This is a genomic window from Amycolatopsis sp. NPDC104863 (genome assembly GCF_055582965.1).
In genome coordinates this window covers 1,807,504-1,824,632 of sequence record NZ_JBVJOW010000001.1, presented here as the reverse complement: position 1 = coordinate 1,824,632, position 17,129 = coordinate 1,807,504, and the positions used below count along the sequence as shown (strand labels likewise).

Sequence of the window (17,129 nt, the reverse complement as noted above, 5' to 3'; positions counted from 1 at the left end):
CGTGTGCTCGCGGCGTGCTCCGCGCTGCCCGCGACCCACCTCAGAACCCACGCGTGGAAGCAGGGACGAAAGATGGAAGCGAACGTGTTCGACCTCGGGACGGTGCGAAGAGACGCGCTGGTGACCGTCCGCCTGGACGCGATGGCCAACGTCAGGCTGCTGACGGCGGTCAACTACCAGGCATACCGGCGCCGGCAGTACTACCGGATGCACGGCGGGGTGGCCACCACACCGATGTTCAAGATCCACATTCCGGCCAACGCGCACTGGTTCCTGGTGCTCGACGTCGAGGGGCTGGAGAACCTGCCCCTGCGCCCGCGGGTGACCGTCGAGCCGGAACCGGCCGTCATGGCCCGTGGACGCACCGGCCCCCGATGAAGGTCAGTTCGGCCTTCGCGGCCCCGATCTCGTTTTCGGGGCCGTCGAAGGGATCGCGGTCCAGCACCACCAGATCGGCGCGCCGGCCCGGCCGGATCGAGCCGGTGTCGTCGAAGTGGTTCACGTACGCCGAACCCGCCGTGTAGGCCGTGATCGCCGCGCCGAGGCCGATCCGCTGCGCCGGGAAGAACGGGGGCACGTCTTCCCCGTACGGCGTGCGGGTGACCGCGACGTGGATGCCCTGCAGCGGGTCGGGGCTGCTCACCGGCCAGTCGCTCCCGGCGGCCAGGGTGGCCCCGGACCGCAGCAGGGCGCCGAACGGGTACTGCCACGCCGCCCGGCCGGCGCCGAGGAAGGGGATGGTCAGCTCGTCCATCTGCGGTTCGTGCACGGCCCACAGTGGCTGGATCGTCGCGGTCGCGCCGAGCCGCCGGAACCGCGGGACGTCGTCGGGGTGCACCACCTGCACGTGCGCGAGGTGGTGCCGGTGACCGGTCCGGCCGTTCGCGGCGCGGGCCGCCTCGACGGCGTCGAGCGCGTCGCGCACCGCGCGGTCGCCGAGCGCGTGGAAGTGCACCTGGAAGCCGTGTGCGTCCAGGAGCGTGACGTGCTCGCGCAAGGCCACCGGGTCGACGAAGCTCAGTCCACTGTGGTCACCGCACCGGTACGGGCTCAGCAGGGCCGCGGTCCGGTTCTCGGCGATGCCGTCCAGCATGATCTTGACGCCGCGGGCAGGGAACCCCTTGCGGCGCAATGACTCCCGGCGGTCCAGCAGGTCCGGGAGCTGGTCGGCGCCGCGGCCGCGGTCCCACCAGAGGGCGCCCGTGACCCGGGCGGTCAGCGCGCCCCGCGCCGTGGCGTCGGCGTACGCGCCGGCCGGGTCGGGCATTCCGCCGTACTCGCCGAGCAGCGGGTCCTGCCACGCGGTGACGCCGAAGGAGTGCAGCAGCCGTTGCGCGCGCAGCAGCCCGGCGAGCTCGTCCGCGGGGGTGCTCGGGGGCAGCAGGCGGATGACGAGGTCCATCGCGCCTTCCTGCAGGACGCCGGTCGCGACGCCGTCGGCGTCACGCTCGATGCGCCCGTCGGGCGGGTCCGGAGTGTCGCCGGTGATCCCGGCGCGGGTGAGCGCCGCGCCGTTGAGCCACGCGCCGTGGTGGTCGCGGTTGATGAGCACGACCGGCCGGTCCGCGACGACGCCGTCGAGCAGCCGCCGGTGCGGCAGGCCGCCTTCGAACGTCTCCAGGGACCAGCCGCTGCCGGTCAGCCACTCGAGCCGCGGGTGGGAAGCGGCATACGCGGCGACTGCGTCGAGACACTGCGCGACCGTCGTGGCGCCGGTGAGGTCGCAGCGGCCGAGCTCGATCCCGGCGCCGACGGCGTGGACGTGCGCGTCCTGGAACCCGGGCAGCACCAGCCGGCCGTGCAGGTCGACCACTTCGGTGCGCGGTCCGATCAGGGGTTTCGGGTCGCCGCCGACGGCGGTGATCCGCCCGCCGGTGACGGCGACCGGCCCCGCTGCCCGGCCGCCGGGCGTGAAGACCGGCCCGCCGGTGAAGACGAGGTCGGCGTGCATGCGCCCGATCTTGCCGCATCGGCGGGGGAGGGCCGGGGTGCTCGGCAAGACGAGCGGAGCGACCCCGCCGATGGCTCGAAAAGGCCACCGGACCTGCGGACCCGGTGGTCCGGTGGCCCTTCCCGGACCGACCATCGGCGGATTTACAACGTTGTACCAACGATGTAAAAGTGGGCCTGCGCTGTTCGCCGCCGTGGAAGGGGACACCGATGTCCGTCCGAGAACGCGATCACCTGACCCGCCGTGACCTGCTCCGGCTCGCCGGAGGGACGGCCGCCGCCGTCGCCGCGGCGCTCTGGCTGCCCGGCGGCGCGGCCGCCGCCGGCACCTTCGGCCCGATCCGGCCGCCCGCGACGCCGCTGATCGTCCGCTCGCCGTACCTGTCCACCTGGCAGCCCGCCGACAACCTCCCCGGCACCTGGTCGAGCTTCTGGACCGGGCACATCACCGCCCTCTGCGGTCTCGCCCGCATCGACGGCGCCGCCTACGTCTTCGCCGGGCAGCCCGCCCTGCCGAGCGGACCCGCGCTCACGCCGATGACGCAGGTCAGCCTGCAGGTCACCGGCACCCGCTCGACCTACGTCCTGACCGGCGGCGGGGTGAACCTCACCGTCACGTTCTTCTCGCCGGTCGACCCGGCGAACCTGCAGCGCCAGAGCGTCCCGTTCGGCTACGTGACGCTCCAGGCCGCCAGTGCCGACGGCCGCGCCCACGCCGTCGACCTGCACTTCGACACCTCCGCGGAGTGGGTGCACGGGAACACCTCGACGCCGGTCACCTGGACGCGGCAGCAAGCGGGCGGCTACACGCTGCTGAGCTGCACCCCCGCGAGCCCGGGTGTGCTGCAGGAGAACGGCGACCAGGCCGGCTGGGGCTCGCTGGTGCTGGCCGCGCCGGCGTCCGGGGTCAGCTGGCAGATCGGGCAGGACACCGTCGTGCGCGCCGCGTCCGCCGGCCAAGGAGCCTTGAGCAACACCAGCGACACCGCCCAGCCCCGCGCGATCAGCGACCGCTGGCCGGTGCTCGCCTTCAACAAGGACCTCGGCACGATCGCGGCCGGCGGCACGTCGGCGCCGTTCACGCTGGCGATCGGGCACGTCCGGACGCCCGCCGTGCGCTACCTCGGCGCCGAGCTGCGGCCCTGGTGGACGCACTACTGGGGCAGCTGGCAGGACATGGCGGTCTGGTTCGCCGACGACTACGCGAGCGCGCTGAGCGCCGCGACCGCGATCGACCAGCGGCTGCACGACGACGCCGTCGCCGCGGCCGGCGGCGGGACCACCGGCGAGCACTACGCGGGAATCTGCGCGCTGGCGCTGCGGCAGGCGTTCGGCGGCACCGAGCTGGTCGACCGCGGCGGCGCGCCGTGGGGCTTCCTCAAGGAGATCTCCTCCAACGGCAACATGTCCACTGTGGACGTCACCTATCCGGCGTTCCCGGCCTACCTCTACCTTTCCCCGGCGTACCTGCGGCTGGTCCTGGAGCCGTTGCTCGACTACGCCGAGCGCGGCGGCTGGCCGATGCAGTACGCCGAGCACGACCTCGGCACCCACTACCCGGACGCGACCGGGCACAACGACGGCAACGAGGAGAGCATGCCGGTCGAGGAGTCGGCCAACCTGCTGATCATGGCCGCCGCGCTGGTGCAGCGGCTCGGTTCGGCCGACGCCGCCGCCTTCGCGAACACCCACTACCGGATCCTGCGGCAGTGGGCCGAGTACCTCGTCGGCAACACCCTCGATCCGGGCTTCCAGAACCAGACCGACGACTTCACCGGGTTCATCGCCCACAGCGCCAACCTCGCGCTCAAGGGCATCATCGGCGTCGGGGCGATGGGGATCATCGCCGCCGCGACCGGCAACACCGCCGACGCCCAGCGGTACCGGTCGGTCTCCCGCGGTTACGTCAGCCAGTGGGTGACGCTGGCGCAGGACCCGTCGAACCAGCACCTCAAGCTGGCCTACGACCAGCCCGGCACCTGGAGCCTGAAGTACAACGGCTTCGCCGACCGCGTGCTCGGCCTCGACCTGGTCCCGCTCGGCGTCGCGACGCAGGAGGCGGCCTGGTACCAGGGCCGCGCGAGCGCCCACGGGGTGCTGCTCGACCCGCGCAACAACTACACGAAGGCCGACTGGGAGCTGTGGACCGCCGCGTGGCTCACCGACCAGCCGAACATCCGGACGACGCTGGTCGAGGGCGTCTACAGCTACGCGAACACCACGCCGCAGCGCGTCCCGTTCAGCGACTGGTACGTCGTGGCCGACGCCACCCAGCGCGGTTTCCAGGCCCGCCCGGTGGCGGGCGGTTACCTGGCGCTGCTGACCCGCCCGGCGGCGTCGACGACCGCGTGGCGGAAGCTGCAGAACCAGCGCTCCGGCAAGGTGCTGGCGGTGTCGAACATGTCGCTGGCCGACACGGCCGAGGTGACGCAGTGGAGCGACAACGGCACGGCCGACCACCTCTGGGCGGTCGTGGACAACGGGGACGGCACCGTCCGGATCGTCAACCGCAACAGCGGCAAGGTCCTGGCGGTCCACGACCAGAGCCTCGACAACGGCGCCCACGTCCAGCAGTTCCAGGACAACGGCACCCCCGACCACAACTGGCGGATCGTCGACGCGGGCGGCGGCTGGTCGAAGCTGGTCAACGTCCGCAGCGGCAAGGTGATGGCCGTCGACCAGCAGTCCACGGCCGACGGCGCGCAGGTGACCCAGTGGGACGACAACGGGTCACCGGACCACCTGTGGCGGTTCGCCTGACGCCGTTTGCGAGACTGGCGCCGTGTGCGCCGAACCCCTTCGCCGGTTCCTCGAGGACCGGGACCCGCCGACTCCGTGCCTCGTCGTCGACACCGACGCCGTCGCGGTGCGGGCGCGCGAGTTCCGTTCGGCGTTCCCGGGCGCGCTGGTCCGGTACGCCGTCAAGGCCAACCCGGCGCCGCCGGTGCTCGACGCGCTGGTGGCCGCCGGGGTCGGCTTCGACGTCGCCGGGCCGGCCGAGCTGGCGCTGTGCCTCGAGCGTGGCGCCGACCCGGCGGACCTCGCCTACGGCAACCCGATCAAGAAACCCCGTGACATCACCTTCGCCTTCGAACGCGGGGTCCGCGAGTTCACCTCCGACGCGCCCGACGACGTCGACCACCTGGCCCGGCACGCCCCGGGCTCGGCCGTCTCGATCCGGGTCGTGCTCGAGGCACCGGACTCGGTGACGCCGTTCGGCCGGAAGTTCGGTTGTGAGCCCGCGGAGGCCTTAGACCTGGTGCTGCGCGCGGCCGCGCTGGGGTTGCGGCCGGGGATCGCCTTCCACGTCGGGTCGCAGCAGCCGGACGTCACCGCGTGGGAGATCGGGATCGCGACCGCGGCGAAGCTGTTCGCCGAGGCCGCGGCCCAAGGCGTTATGCTGACGCGGCTCAACCTCGGGGGCGGCTTCGCGACCACCCACCGCACCGCCGTCCCGCCGCTGGCCGCGTACGCGACGACGATCGCCTCGGCGCTCGACACGCACTTCCCGGCCGGACGGCCGGAGCTGCTGCTCGAGCCGGGACGCGTGCTGGTCGCGGACGCGGGCCTGCTGCGCACCGAGGTCGTGCTCGTGGCGCACCGGGGTGAGCGGCGCTGGGTGTACCTCGACATCGGCCGGTACAACGGGCTCGCCGAGGCCGAGAACGAGGCGATCGCCTACCGGTTCGAGCCGGTCGACGCCGGCGGCCCGAGCGGGCCCGTGGTGCTCGCCGGGCCGACCTGCGACGGCGACGACGTCCTCTACCAGCGGACGCCGTACGAGCTGCCACTGGCCCTGCGGACCGGCGACCGGCTCGACCTGCCCGGCACCGGGGCCTACACCGCCAGCTACGCGTCGGTGGCGTTCAACGGCATCGAGCCGCTGCGCACGTACTGCGTCGGGCGGTGGGGTGATGCCTGAGATCGGCCGGTTCACCGGCCGGCACGTCCTGGCCGAGCTGCACAGCATCGACCCGGGCCTGCTCGACGACGCTCCCCGGCTGGGCGAGCTGCTCCGCGCGGCCGTGACGGAGGCGGGCGCGACGGTCGTCGACGTCGTGGCGAAGCGGTTCGCGCCGCAGGGCGCCACGGTGATCGCGCTGCTGGCCGAGTCGCACGCGTCCGTGCACACCTACCCCGAGCACGGGTCGCTCTTCGCCGACGTGTTCACCTGCGGTGACCGCGCCGACCCCGAGCATGCGCTGCGGCTGCTGGCGAAGGCGCTCGACGCCGGCTCGGTCCACCTGTCCGTCGTCCACCGGGGAGAACGCTGATGCCCTCGATCCACGAGCCGGTCGGCGCCGGCCTCACCCGCGTCTGGGCGGTCGGCGACGTCGTGTTCGACGCGCGCACGCCGTACCAGGAGGTGCTGATCGGCAAGACCGCGCAGGGGGTTTCGCTCTTCTGCGACGGCGAGCGCCAGAGCACCGAGGCGAGCCAGCTGGTGTACCACGAGGCGCTGATGGTGCCCGCGCTGCTGCTGGCCGACCAGGTGCGGCAGGTGCTGGTGATCGGCTCGAGCGAAGGGGTCGCCAGTCAGCTCGCGGTCGACGCCGGCGCCACGCACGTCGACCACGTCGACATCGACGAGCAGGCCGTCCGGGCCTGCGCCGAGCACCTGCCCTACGGCTACACCGCCGAGGAGCTGGCGCTCGCGACGCGGGGCGAGGGCCCGGTCCGGGTGTCCTATGAGGACGGTTGGGCGTTCCTGGCCGCGGCGCCCGCCGGCCACTACGACGTGGTCGTGATCGACCTGCCGGACGAGAACACCGACCCCGAAGCGCAGCACAACCGCCTGTATGGCACGGACTTCCTCCGCCAGTGCCTGCGGGTGCTGGCCCCGGGCGGGGTGGTGACCTGCCAGGCCGGCTGCCCGACGCTGTGGCGCAACGAGACGCTGCGCGCGTCGTGGCGGCGGTTCCGCGAGGTGTTCGGGACGGTGCTGTACTTCGGGTCCGACGAGCACGAGTGGGCGTTCCTCTCCGGGCGCGCGGACCACGTCGCCGACCCGGGCGCGCTGGTGGCCCGGCGGTTCGCGGAGCGGGGGAGCGGCGCGGCGACGCTGGACGCCGAGGCGCTGCTCGCCGGCTCGACCCCGCCGCTTTCGCTCCGGCGCGATACTGGTCCAGACCAGTTTTGAGACGCCGATTTTCACAATATCCCATTGTTGAAAGATGAATGAGCGGGAAATGGATTTCCCGCACGCCGGGTCGCCGTGTTACTCCGTTCAGTGGCCGTCGAAAAGGTTGCGATCGCGCTACGATCCGTTCCGCGCGCGATCATCGTGATCAAAAGGCACCGTGGCCCATTTGGAGGAGCGTCATGCTCGGTATGTTGGTCGTAGCCGGAATGATTCTGTCCGCCGTCGCCGCACCCGTCGAATCCGTGGCGGATTCGGCTCCCGACCAAAGGATCACGCTCGACATCAAGACCATCAACGGGTCCGGCTGCCCGGCCGGCACGGCGACCGCCTCGGCCGACGTCGCGTCGGACAACACGGCGTTCACGGTGCACTACTCGAACTTCACCGCCAAGGCCGGCGGCGGCTCCTCCGCGCTCGACGCCCGGAAGAACTGCCAGATCAACGTGCTCGTCCATGTGCCCCAAGGATTCACGTACGCGATCGCTTCGGCCGAGTACCGCGGCTTCGCGCACATCGAGAGCGGGGCGAGCGCGCTCGAGCAGGCCAACTACTACTTCGCCGGGACGTCGCCGACCGCCCGGGTGCGCCACACCTTCCCCGGGCCGTTCCACGGCGTGTGGCGCGCCACCGACGTCACCGACGTCGCCGAGCTCGTGTTCGCGCCCTGCGGTGAGGACCGCAACCTGAACATCAATGCGGAACTGCGGGCCGACGCGGGCACCTCCTCGGGGGCGAGTTACATCGAAATGGATTCCGAACACGCGAGCGTGGACACGATTTACCACTTCGCGTGGAAGACCTGCTGAATTCCGCGGAATCGGCCCGGATGGCCCGCTCATCGGAGGTGATTCCCGGTGAGCGGGCCCGGCCGGGTCAGACGTGGGTCACCAGAAGTGTCACTCCCGCTTCGCCGCCGCAGTCGACGAAGACCGGGCCGACGCCGTTCCCGATGTGCTGTGCCACGGTCGCCTTGGCGACGAAGTGGTCCGGACCGGCGTCGACGATCCGGATGTTCTCCAGTGCCGGGTGCTCCGGGAAGCCGCCGAGCACCGACTTGAGCCCGGTGCCGCCGCCGCAGCTGCCGGTGATGGTCACTTCCTGGCCGCGCTGCGTCGTCGGGTTCGGGCTCACCTGCACGGTGGCCCGGGCGCCCTTCGGCGGCTCCGGCTGGTTCGTGGTGGTCATGGTCCCCTCCGTGGTTCCCGGCGCCGCCGACGCGCCGCCGGCGATCCCGATGCTCACCGCCGTGACGAGCCCGGCCGCCGCGGCCAGTCCGGTCACCGTGCGGGTGGCCTTGGTGCGCATGGTGTTCTCCTCCCTCGATCCGGAGTCCGCCGGATCTGCTTCGTCAGTCGCCGCGGGGTGACCCCGGGGTTCTCGACGGGGAGGAATGAGACGTGGATCACATCAAGGTGGCCAGGCGACGCAGGAGGGGGAGCGTCGTCCGGCTGTCTACAAAGGACGGCTAGTCGAGAGCGCCGGAAGCCGGCAGCTCGGCCGGTTCGCCCTTCGTGGCGGGCGTCAGCGTGCATCGTCGCTCGAACCGCTCCATCAGGACGGTTGCGATCAGGAGGGCCACTGGGGTGCTCACCGCGATCCACATGGAAGAAGACCTACCCAGGCCCGCGGGAAGTGAATCGCCCGGGTGAGCTCGGCCGGGGCCTCAAGCGCACAGTGGCGCCTCGCGTACACCCCGCGGCCTGGGCGGGGCCGCTCAGGTCACCGGTTGGTCTCGATCCTCCGCGGACAGCCGCGTGATCAACTCCAGCAGGCCGGCGCGGAAGGTGCTGTCCTCGCCGAGCCCACCGAGCAGTGCGGGTTCGGCGCGCACCGCCCGGTCGTGGACGGTCCGGCCGCGCGGGGTGAGCCGGGTCAGGTGCCGGCGCGCGTCCGCCGGGTCAGCCGTCCGGGTGACAAAACCCGCCTTCGCGAGCCGGTCGAGCGTGCGGCTCATCGTCTGGTCGGTGACCTGGCAGCGCTGGGCCAGCGTCCGCTGGGGGAGCGGGCCGTCGCGCAGGACGTGCAGCGCGATCAGTCCGGCGTGGGTGAGCCCCATTTCGGCGAGCACGGCCGCCCAGCGCTGCTCCACGAGCCGCGCGGCGACCGCGAGCAGCCGGCCGGTCGGCCAGGTGCTCAGGTCGGGTTCGGGGGTTGTGCTCACCGTCACTCCGGGTCGTCGTGCAGAATGTTCAGCCTGCTGAACAATTGGGCGTGTCCGCCCACGAAAGGACCTTAGCGACCATGAACGAGAAGCCGCGCCGCCTCCGCTGGCTGATCCCCGCGCTCCTGGTGATCGCCTGGCTCGGGCTGGGCGGCTTCGGCGGCCCCTTCGCCGGGAAGCTGAGCGAAGTCGCGAAGAACGACAACGCCGCCTTCCTGCCGCGCTCGGCCGAAGCCACCGAAGTCTCCGACGAGCAGAAGGCGTTCAGCTCCCGCCAGGTGCTCCCCGCGACCGTCGTCGCCGAGCGCCCGAGCGGCCTGACCGCCGACGACCGCCGGTTCCTCGAGGCCAAGGCGCGGGAGCTCGGCAGCGTGCCGGGGGTCATGGGCCCGCTCGGGAAACCCGAAAACGCGCCGCGCGACGACCAGGCCGTGCAGCTCGCGGTGCCGATCTTCGCCGACGGCAACCCCCCGCCGACGTCGTCAAGGAGGTCCGCGAGCGGCTCACCGGCGCCCCGGCCGGGCTCACCGTGCTCGTCACCGGGCCGGCCGGGCAGATCGCCGACCTGGTCAAGGCGTTCGGCGGCATCGACGGCATCCTGCTGCTCGTCGCCGGCGGCGTGGTCGCGCTGATCCTCATCGTCGTCTACCGCAGCCCGCTGCTGCCGTTCCTGGTGCTGCTGTCGGCGGTGTTCGCGCTCGGGCTCGCGAGCCTCGTCGTCTACCTGCTGGCCAAGAACGACGTCCTCGCGCTCAACGGCCAGAGCCAGGGCATTCTCTCGATCCTCGTGTTCGGCGCGGCGACCGACTACGCGCTGCTGACCGTCGCGCGCTTCCGCGAGCAGCTGCGCGACACCCCGAGCCGGTTCGACGCGCTCAAGCTCGCCTGGCGCGCGACGCTCGAACCGATCGCCGCGTCGGCCGGCACCGTGATCCTCGGGGTGCTGTGCCTGCTGTTCAGCGACCTCAACTCGAACAAGGGCCTCGGCCCGGTCGCGGCCATCGGCATCGGTTCCGCGCTGCTCGCGTCGACCACGTTCCTGCCCGCCGTGCTGGCCCTGTGCGGGCGCGGCGCGTTCTGGCCGTTCAAGCCGGCACTCGGCTCGCCGCACCCCGAGACGTCCGGGATCTGGGGCCGGGTGGCCCGGCTGGTCGGCCGGCGGCCGCGCGCGGTCTGGGTGGTGACGGCGCTCGTGCTCGGCATCGGCGTCGCGTTCCTGCCCCAGCTCAAGGCGTCCGGCACCGCGCAGTCGGACGTCTTCCTCACCCAGGTCGAGTCCGGGACGGGCCAGGAGGTCCTCGGCCGGCACTTCCCGGGCGGGCTCGGCGCGCCCGCGATCACGATCGCCGACGCGGACGCGCTGCCCGCCGTGCTCGCCGCGGCGAAGCCGGCCGGCGTGGCGCAGTCGCTGCCGTTGCCGGGCCCCGACGGGAAGCCGAAGGTGGTCGGCGGCCGGGTCCAGATCCTGTCCGTGCTCGACGATCCGGCGGACTCGGAAGCGGCGGTCGCGACCGTCGGGAAGCTGCGGGACGCCGTGCACGCGGTGCCCGGCGCGAACGCGAAGGTCGGCGGCCCGACGGCGATCCAGCTGGACACGCAGCAGACGTCGGTGCACGATCGCGAGCTGATCATCCCGATCGTGCTGCTGGTGATCTTCGCCGTGCTCGCCCTGCTCCTGCGGTCGTTGCTGGCGCCGCTGCTGCTCATCGCGACGGTGGTGCTGTCCTTCGCCGCGACGATGGGTGTCTCGGCGCTGGTGTTCAACCACGTCCTCGGCTTCCCGGGCGCGGACCCGGTCGTGCCGCTGTTCGGGTTCGTCTTCCTGGTGGCGCTGGGAATCGACTACAACATCTTCCTGATGACACGGGTGCGCGAAGAGGCACTGACGAGGGGAACACGCGACGGCACGCTGCGCGGGCTGTCGTTGACGGGCGGGGTGATCACGTCGGCCGGTGTGGTGCTGGCGGCGACGTTCTCCGCGCTCGCGGTGATCCCGATCCTGTTCCTCGCCCAGATCGCGTTCATCGTGGCGTTCGGCGTCCTGCTGGACACGTTCCTGGTGCGGTCGCTGCTGGTGCCCGCCCTGACCGTGGACGTCGGCCGGCGGATCTGGTGGCCCTCGGCGCTGGCCCGGAAGGACGCCTAGGAGTCGACGCGGGCCCGGGCGGCCGGGGACTCGCCGGTCAGGTACGCCGCCGTTCCGGTCAGCATGAACAGCCGGTCGAGCGACGGCTGCCGGTTGTCCAGGTGCAGGCGGGCGCCGGCCGTGGTCACCGCGCGGTGGACGCGGATCAGGACCGACAGCCCGGACGAGTCGCAGAACGTGATCCCGGCGCAGTCGAGGTGCACGTCGCGCACGCCCGAGTATTCGGCCAGGCGGTCCGTCACCAGCTTCAGCAGCAGCGCCGCCGTGGTGAACTCCAGCTCGCCGGCCACCACGACGTGGGCCGTGGTGGCGTCCGGGACGTCCCAGGTGCAGTTCAACGCGCTCGTCATGCCGACAGCCCCGATCCGGCGGCCGCGTCCGCCAGGTGCGTGCGCGCGTCGCGGAGGAAGCCGGTGGCCCGGGGGAAGTCGCGCAGCTCCGTCTCCAGCAGGTCGAGGGCGGGCACCAGCGAGGCGGCCGGGACACCGCGCGCGGTGAGGATGCCGGCGGTCCAGGTCAGGAAGCCGATGAACAGCTCGGCGTCGCCGACGTACAACGCCGTCGCCAGGAACTCGACGATGTGCGCGACGTCCTCGGCCGTGTGCTGGCGCTGCTGGTCGGTGTAGGCCCGCATGGCCGGGATCCGCTCCTCCAGCCCGGCCAGCACCGCCTTCACGAGCCGGCTGGAGCTGCGCGTGACCAGCGTGTACTCCTGGTCGGCCAGGTGCGGCAGGTCGTCGAGCGGCTGGTGCGCGCCGTGCGGGCGGGGGAGCGGCTCGGTCAGCCGGTCGGCGGCCGTGCGCGCGTCCGGGGCCCAGGCTTCGGCGCCGAGCAGCCGCGCGTACCGGCCGTCGGGCCCGAAAGCGGCGCCGCCCGCGATGACCGGGGTGGCCGCCGCCTGGCACGCGGTGATCGTGGCGTGCGCGGTCGGCAGCCGGGTGGCGATCGAGCTGGACAGCGCGACCGCGTCCGGCCCGGTGCGGTGCAGGTGCGCCACCAGGTGCGGGGCCGGCACCTGGGCGCCGAGGTAGTCGACGTGGAACCCGCGCAGCCGCAGCACCTCGGCGAGCAGCCGGGCGGGCATCGCGTGCCACTCACCGTCGACACACGCGACCGTGACGCGGCCGAGGTGCGGCTCGGGCCGCCGCAGCACGTACCCGAACGTCGCGATGACGCGGTCGTTGATCGCGGTCGCCGCGTGCTCCTGCGCGACGGTGAGCCGGTTGGCCGCCCACTCCTGCCCGACACGCCGCTGCACTGCGCCGATGACGTCGAGCAGCACGCTCTCGGGGTCCGTCCCGTCGCCGAGCGCTTGGACGACGACGTCACCGGCGGCGTACTCGTCCCCGGCCGTGACGGCGTCCCAGAGCCGTTCGGCCTGCCCGGCCACGCCGGCCGCCGGGCGGGTCGCGGTGCTCATGCGGTGTACCTCCCGCGACTGTGGCCGCCGACCGCGGCCAGGTGCTGCCCGCGTGGCGCGGTGATCGCCAGGACGGCCATGTCGTCGTGGGCGCCGCGCCCGATCCACTGCGACGCGACCATCTGCACCCGCTCGACCACGGCGTCGGCGGGCATGTTCGCGCACTCGGCGACGATCTCCTGGAGCCGCTGCTCACCGAACATGGCGTCGCCCAGCGGGCCGCCCTTCGCCTCGATGATCCCGTCGGTGTAGAGCAGGCAGGTCTCACCGGGCTCGAGCGTGATGTCCGCGCTCACCGACTCGATCTCCGGCAGCACGCCGATCAGGCTGCCGCGGCTTTCGGCCTCCTCGACCCGGCCGTCGGCCCGCGCGACCAGCGGCGGCGGGTGTCCCGCGCAGGTGACGCGCAGCCGGACGGTGGCGCCCTCGCGGCGGGCCGAGGCCAACACCAGCGTCACGTACCGGGCGTCCTGGTTGTCCCCGAGCGTCCGGTTCAGCAGGTCGAGCAGCCGGTGGTGGTCACCCGCCATCGGCAGCAGCGCCCGCAGCGTGGTGCGGATCTTCCCGGTGAGCACGGCGGCGTCGAGACCCTTGCCGCAGACGTCGCCGAGCACGGCCAGCGCCTCTTCGCCGTCGGTGGTGACGGCCGAGTGTACGTCGTAGAAGTCGCCGCCGATCCGTTCGCCGTCGCGGGCCGGGCGGTACCGGCCGGCGAACTCGACCCCGCCGAGCTGTTCGAGGGTCGGCGGGAGCAGCTCGCGCATCAGCGTGTCGGTGATCGACGCCTGCTGCGCGAACACCCGCGCCGCCGACATCGCCGCGCCGGCGCGCGCCGCGAACAGGCGCGCGAACAGCTCTTCCTGGTCGGTGAACGACGCCCGGTCGCCGCTGCGCAGCAGCACCAGGGCACCCGCCGGGACGCCGTGGCCGGGCAGCGGCGTGACGACGATCGAGCCGACCGGCCCGAAGTCCCCGGGCAGCACCCAGCCGGGCGCGGCGTCCGGGTCGAGCCAGCGCGAAGGCACCGGCGGAAAGCCCTGCAGGGCCTCGCCGAGACCGGGCAGCTCGTCCGGGTCGATCTCCAGCCGGGACCGCGCCGGCTCACCGCCGCGGACGCAGGTGACGGCGGGGAAGCTCCCACCGGTGGTCGGGGCGAGCACGAGGGCGGCGTCGGCGAGGTGCTCCGCGGCCAGCCGCGCGGCGACCTCCATGCAGCGTTCGAGGTTGAGCGAGCCCAGCAGGGCCGCGGACGCGTCGCTGAGGAACGCCGTCCGCCGCTGCTCCTGGGCCAGCGACTCCCGGGCCGCCAGGACGTCGGTCTCCTCGATCAGCCACCACGTCGTCGCGTCGCCGTGCGGGATCGGATGGGCCGCGAAGGCCCGTTCGCCGACTTCGCCGCGGACGACCTCGTCGGCTGACGCCTCGTGCGCGTCGGCCAGCCAGTCCGCGACCGTGCCGGTGAGCGGGGAGCCGGGCCGGGCGCCGGGAAAGAGCTCACGCGCGGTTTCGTTGAGGATCCGGACCACGCCGGCGCCGTCGGCGACGACCGCGGCCGTGGGCGCGGCTTCCCAGCCCCGGTCGACGACCACGGGGGCGGCGGGCGCCGTGCGCACGCGCTCAGCCATGGACCGGCCCGGGCTCGGTGGGCAGCTCGGCCCACAGCGTCTTGCCGGTGGGCCGGCGCAGCTGGCCCCACGCCGCCGCGCAGCGCTCGACCAGCAGGAGACCGCGCCCGCCGTGGTCGGACGGCGCCCGGCGGCGGGCGGGCTCACCGGCGCCGTCGTCGACCTCGATCCGCAGCTTGGCGGCGCCGGGGAGCAGCCGGACGTGGTAGGGCGCGCGGCCGTGGCGCAGCGCGTTGGACGTCAGCTCGTCGACCACCATGACGGCGGTGCCGACCACGTGGGCCGGCAGGTCGCACAGGACGGCGCGGACCCAGGACCGGACCTTGGCCAGTTCGGTGAGGTCGGCGGAGATGCCGAGCTCGTGCCGGACAGCTCGCAGTTTCACGTCCGCCTCCTTCGCCGTGCCGGGCCCCGGGGAAAAGGCCTCCCCTTCTTCATGCCCGGAACCGGCCCCGCTGACACGGGTTTCGGAAGTCGTCATGATTCGGCGCCCCAGGCGGCGAGCACCGCGTCGAGCGTGGGGTGCACCGGCATGACGTCGCCGAGGCCGAGCAGGTCGATCGGCCGGACCACGGCCGGCACGGTCGTCACCACGGCGAACCGGCCGCCGGCCGCGCGCAGCCCGCGTGACAGCCGCAGCAGCGCCTGCAGGCAGCTCGAGTCGCAGAACTCCACCTCGGTCATGTCGGCGACGACCCGGCCGCCGCCGGGTTCCGGCGGGAACACTTCCGCGAGCTTCGGCGAGACGGCGAAGTCGAACTCGCCCCGCAGGGTGTACACGCTCAGGTCCGGGGCCTCGTGGATGTCCAGCGACCAGCCGTCACCGGAGAACCGCTGCCGGGGCCGCGTGGCGTCGGTGGTCATGGAAAGCTCCTGGATGAGGGATCAGGGACGCGGGCTGGCGGCTCAACCTGCTCCGGCCGCAATCTACCAGCGCGACCCGGCCGAGGCAGCGCGGTGGTCCCTCACCGTCCTTTAAGGACCTCGGCCGGAACGGGCTCGGAAGCGGGTTTCGGCGGCTCGGGGGCCGGGGGCACGATGGCGACGTCGACCGTGCGGGTCAGCCTTTCGTAGGGTGCCCGGTGCTCGCTGTCGAGCAGCACCGCCAGCGGCGTCCAGACGCCGACCACGAACACCGACACGGCCAGCGCGACCGGCAGGAGCAGCTGCTCGGGGTGCTCGCCGAGGTCCCAGTGGTCCAGGTCGAGCACCAGCCAGCCGAGCCACAGCGGGGAGAGCAGGATGCCGTTGCGGACCAGCAGCGCGATCGGCCCGGCCCGGCGGCGGCCGCGGCGCACGACCCGCAGCAGCATCGCGCGCTTGCCGGGGGTCGACCCGGTGACCGCCGGCAGCACCACGAACCAGACGAGGGCGAGGATGGCGACCGGCGTGTCGCGGTGCGTCAGGTCCTCGCCGAACAGCGTGAGCAGGCCGAACAGGAACCCGAGCAGCGCGGCGAACCCCAGCAGGTCGGTGGCCAGCGCGAACAGCCGCCGGGTGAAGGTGACCTTCTCGGCGTAGCGGCGACGCTCGTGCTCCGGCGCCGGCGGCGGCAGCAGCCGGCCGAGCGGACCGGCGAGCAGCCAGCCCACGACGACACCGGCGGTGTTGAGGATGAGGTCGTCCACGCTGAACAGCCGGTACGGGCACGGGTAGACGAACCACAGGCCGGTCAGCTGGGTCAGCTCGAAGAACAGCGACACGCCGAAACCGACCAAAGTGGCCGGCACCAGCCGCATCCGCTGCGCGTAGCGGACGAAGAACCCGAGCGGCGCGAGCATGACGACGTTCAGCGCCGTGGTCCAGACCGCCGGGTTGTGCAGCAGCGCGCCGGGACTCCAGTGACCGCGGGCCCGCTGCGACACCACTTCGACGAAGTAGAAAGGCCGCAACTGCGGAGAACTCGCGTAGGTGTGCCCCGCGCAGTAGGCCGGATCGGCGGGCAGCGGCAGCACCGTCTGCGTCGCGATCGCCAGCAGGTAGAAGAGGAACGCGTAGAACACGACCGTCGTCCACCCGCCGGCCCGGCCGCGGCGGCGGTAGCTGACGAACGCCGCCGGCAGCATCACGGCCAGCACGAGGAACGGGAAGAGGATGAGGGCGGTCCGGACGGGGACGAGATAGGTGGCGACCACGGAGCCGGTGGTACCCAGCCGGAGGGGGAGCGAAGCGTGCTTTCCCCCGGACGGCTGGGCCTCACCGGCGGAAGGTCACTGCGGGGGCGCGTCCTGCTGGCCGCCGCCCTGCTTGTGCAGGAAGTCCTTCACCTTGTCCGAGCCCTGGTCGATCTTGTCGGCGTGGTCGCCGAAGCGCTGCTTGGCGGCCTCGGCGGCCTTGTCGACACCCTGGTCGGCCTGGTCCGGGTGCTTCCCGAGGGCTTCCTTCGCCTTGTCGAACAGATTCATCGGTAAGCCTCCATCGGTAAATCCGATCTTCGGACATCCCGAGGAGAACACCGGCGCAACGGGCCCGCAACCGAACGGCCGTACGCACTCACCTGTCGTGGGTATTCCCGCCCCTTTCCCGGGTGAAAGCCCGGCATTCGGGTTTGAACGGCGCCAACCCGGGTAAGGCGCGGCCGCTCGCGTCTTGAACCGCGCGCCGGGCCGGCTCGTATATCCGGTGAGGACCGCCGGACCCGCCGCAGGGGAGGCGGTCACCGCCGTGAACCACGACGTGAGGCC

General features: G+C 72.7%; 19 protein-coding genes. 8 read left to right on the top strand and 11 right to left on the bottom strand.

Annotated elements, in window-relative coordinates:
* The first annotated feature begins 72 nt into the window (after nt 1-72).
* Nucleotides 73-378, top strand: a complete 306-nt coding sequence (locus ACZ63J_RS08070) for a DUF1883 domain-containing protein (protein WP_465398589.1) — start codon at nt 73-75, stop codon at nt 376-378.
* Here the strand turns inward: ACZ63J_RS08070 and ACZ63J_RS08065 are convergent.
* A complete protein-coding gene (locus tag ACZ63J_RS08065; RefSeq protein WP_465398588.1) occupies nt 347-1,951 on the bottom strand; it encodes an amidohydrolase in 1,605 nt (534 codons plus the stop codon). The genes ACZ63J_RS08070 and ACZ63J_RS08065 overlap by 32 nt on opposite strands.
* 209 nt (nt 1,952-2,160) lie before the next feature.
* Between ACZ63J_RS08065 and ACZ63J_RS08060 the strand changes: the two genes are divergently transcribed.
* From ACZ63J_RS08060 to ACZ63J_RS08040, 5 genes are all read left to right on the top strand, one after another.
* On the top strand, nt 2,161-4,710 hold the full coding sequence (locus tag ACZ63J_RS08060) for a glutaminase domain-containing protein (RefSeq protein ID WP_465398587.1): 2,550 nt from the start codon (nt 2,161-2,163) through the stop codon (nt 4,708-4,710).
* A gap of 22 nt (nt 4,711-4,732) precedes the next feature.
* A complete protein-coding gene (locus ACZ63J_RS08055) occupies nt 4,733-5,872 on the top strand; it encodes a type III PLP-dependent enzyme (RefSeq protein ID WP_465398586.1) in 1,140 nt (379 codons plus the stop codon).
* Complete coding sequence (gene speD / locus ACZ63J_RS08050) at nt 5,865-6,224, top strand: adenosylmethionine decarboxylase (protein WP_465398585.1); 360 nt, start codon at nt 5,865-5,867, stop codon at nt 6,222-6,224. Before ACZ63J_RS08055 ends, speD begins: the two co-directional genes overlap by 8 nt.
* Nucleotides 6,224-7,090: a spermidine synthase gene (locus ACZ63J_RS08045; protein WP_465398584.1), complete on the top strand. Its 867-nt coding sequence runs from the start codon at nt 6,224-6,226 to the stop codon at nt 7,088-7,090. Before speD ends, ACZ63J_RS08045 begins: the two co-directional genes overlap by 1 nt.
* A 182-nt stretch (nt 7,091-7,272) precedes the next feature.
* A complete protein-coding gene (locus ACZ63J_RS08040) occupies nt 7,273-7,899 on the top strand; it encodes a DUF4360 domain-containing protein (RefSeq protein ID WP_465305579.1) in 627 nt (208 codons plus the stop codon).
* 67 nt (nt 7,900-7,966) lie between these two features.
* On the opposite strand, the gene ACZ63J_RS08035 is transcribed toward ACZ63J_RS08040, so the two are convergent.
* From ACZ63J_RS08035 to ACZ63J_RS08025, 3 genes are all read right to left on the bottom strand, one after another.
* On the bottom strand, nt 7,967-8,398 hold the full coding sequence (locus tag ACZ63J_RS08035) for a hypothetical protein (protein ID WP_465398583.1): 432 nt from the start codon (nt 8,396-8,398) through the stop codon (nt 7,967-7,969).
* A gap of 160 nt (nt 8,399-8,558) precedes the next feature.
* A complete protein-coding gene (locus tag ACZ63J_RS08030) occupies nt 8,559-8,684 on the bottom strand; it encodes a hypothetical protein (protein WP_465336743.1) in 126 nt (41 codons plus the stop codon).
* Between the two features lie 123 nt (nt 8,685-8,807).
* Nucleotides 8,808-9,260 carry a MarR family winged helix-turn-helix transcriptional regulator gene (locus tag ACZ63J_RS08025; protein WP_465336741.1) on the bottom strand — a complete coding sequence of 151 codons (453 nt, stop codon included), beginning with the start codon at nt 9,258-9,260 and terminating at the stop codon, nt 8,808-8,810.
* A 74-nt stretch (nt 9,261-9,334) separates the two neighbouring features.
* Here ACZ63J_RS08025 and ACZ63J_RS08020 point away from each other — a divergent pair, with 74 nt between their 5' ends.
* Together ACZ63J_RS08020 and ACZ63J_RS08015 are read left to right on the top strand one after the other, a co-directional pair.
* Complete coding sequence (locus ACZ63J_RS08020; RefSeq protein ID WP_465398582.1) at nt 9,335-9,886, top strand: hypothetical protein; 552 nt, start codon at nt 9,335-9,337, stop codon at nt 9,884-9,886.
* Nucleotides 9,784-11,400, top strand: coding sequence for an MMPL family transporter (locus tag ACZ63J_RS08015; RefSeq protein WP_465398581.1), 1,617 nt, complete (start codon nt 9,784-9,786; stop codon nt 11,398-11,400). The genes ACZ63J_RS08020 and ACZ63J_RS08015 overlap by 103 nt, the downstream gene beginning before the upstream one ends.
* Here ACZ63J_RS08015 and ACZ63J_RS08010 read toward each other — a convergent pair.
* The 7 genes from ACZ63J_RS08010 to ACZ63J_RS07980 form a co-directional block, all read right to left on the bottom strand.
* Nucleotides 11,397-11,750 carry an STAS domain-containing protein gene (locus ACZ63J_RS08010; RefSeq protein ID WP_465398580.1) on the bottom strand — a complete coding sequence of 118 codons (354 nt, stop codon included), beginning with the start codon at nt 11,748-11,750 and terminating at the stop codon, nt 11,397-11,399. The genes ACZ63J_RS08015 and ACZ63J_RS08010 overlap by 4 nt on opposite strands.
* On the bottom strand, nt 11,747-12,820 hold the full coding sequence (locus ACZ63J_RS08005; protein ID WP_465398579.1) for a cobalamin B12-binding domain-containing protein: 1,074 nt from the start codon (nt 12,818-12,820) through the stop codon (nt 11,747-11,749). The genes ACZ63J_RS08010 and ACZ63J_RS08005 overlap by 4 nt, the downstream gene beginning before the upstream one ends.
* Nucleotides 12,817-14,445 (bottom strand): PP2C family protein-serine/threonine phosphatase, encoded by a 1,629-nt coding sequence (locus ACZ63J_RS08000; RefSeq protein ID WP_465398578.1) that lies wholly within the window; start codon nt 14,443-14,445, stop codon nt 12,817-12,819. Before ACZ63J_RS08000 ends, ACZ63J_RS08005 begins: the two co-directional genes overlap by 4 nt.
* Complete coding sequence (locus tag ACZ63J_RS07995; protein WP_465398577.1) at nt 14,438-14,830, bottom strand: ATP-binding protein; 393 nt, start codon at nt 14,828-14,830, stop codon at nt 14,438-14,440. Before ACZ63J_RS07995 ends, ACZ63J_RS08000 begins: the two co-directional genes overlap by 8 nt.
* A gap of 92 nt (nt 14,831-14,922) precedes the next feature.
* Nucleotides 14,923-15,309 (bottom strand): STAS domain-containing protein, encoded by a 387-nt coding sequence (locus ACZ63J_RS07990; protein WP_465398576.1) that lies wholly within the window; start codon nt 15,307-15,309, stop codon nt 14,923-14,925.
* 101 nt (nt 15,310-15,410) lie between these two features.
* Nucleotides 15,411-16,580, bottom strand: coding sequence for a VanZ family protein (locus tag ACZ63J_RS07985; RefSeq protein WP_465398575.1), 1,170 nt, complete (start codon nt 16,578-16,580; stop codon nt 15,411-15,413).
* Nucleotides 16,581-16,655: 75 nt separating this feature from the next.
* Nucleotides 16,656-16,850, bottom strand: a complete 195-nt coding sequence (locus ACZ63J_RS07980; RefSeq protein ID WP_465336731.1) for an antitoxin — start codon at nt 16,848-16,850, stop codon at nt 16,656-16,658.
* Between the last annotated feature and the right edge of the window lie 279 nt (nt 16,851-17,129).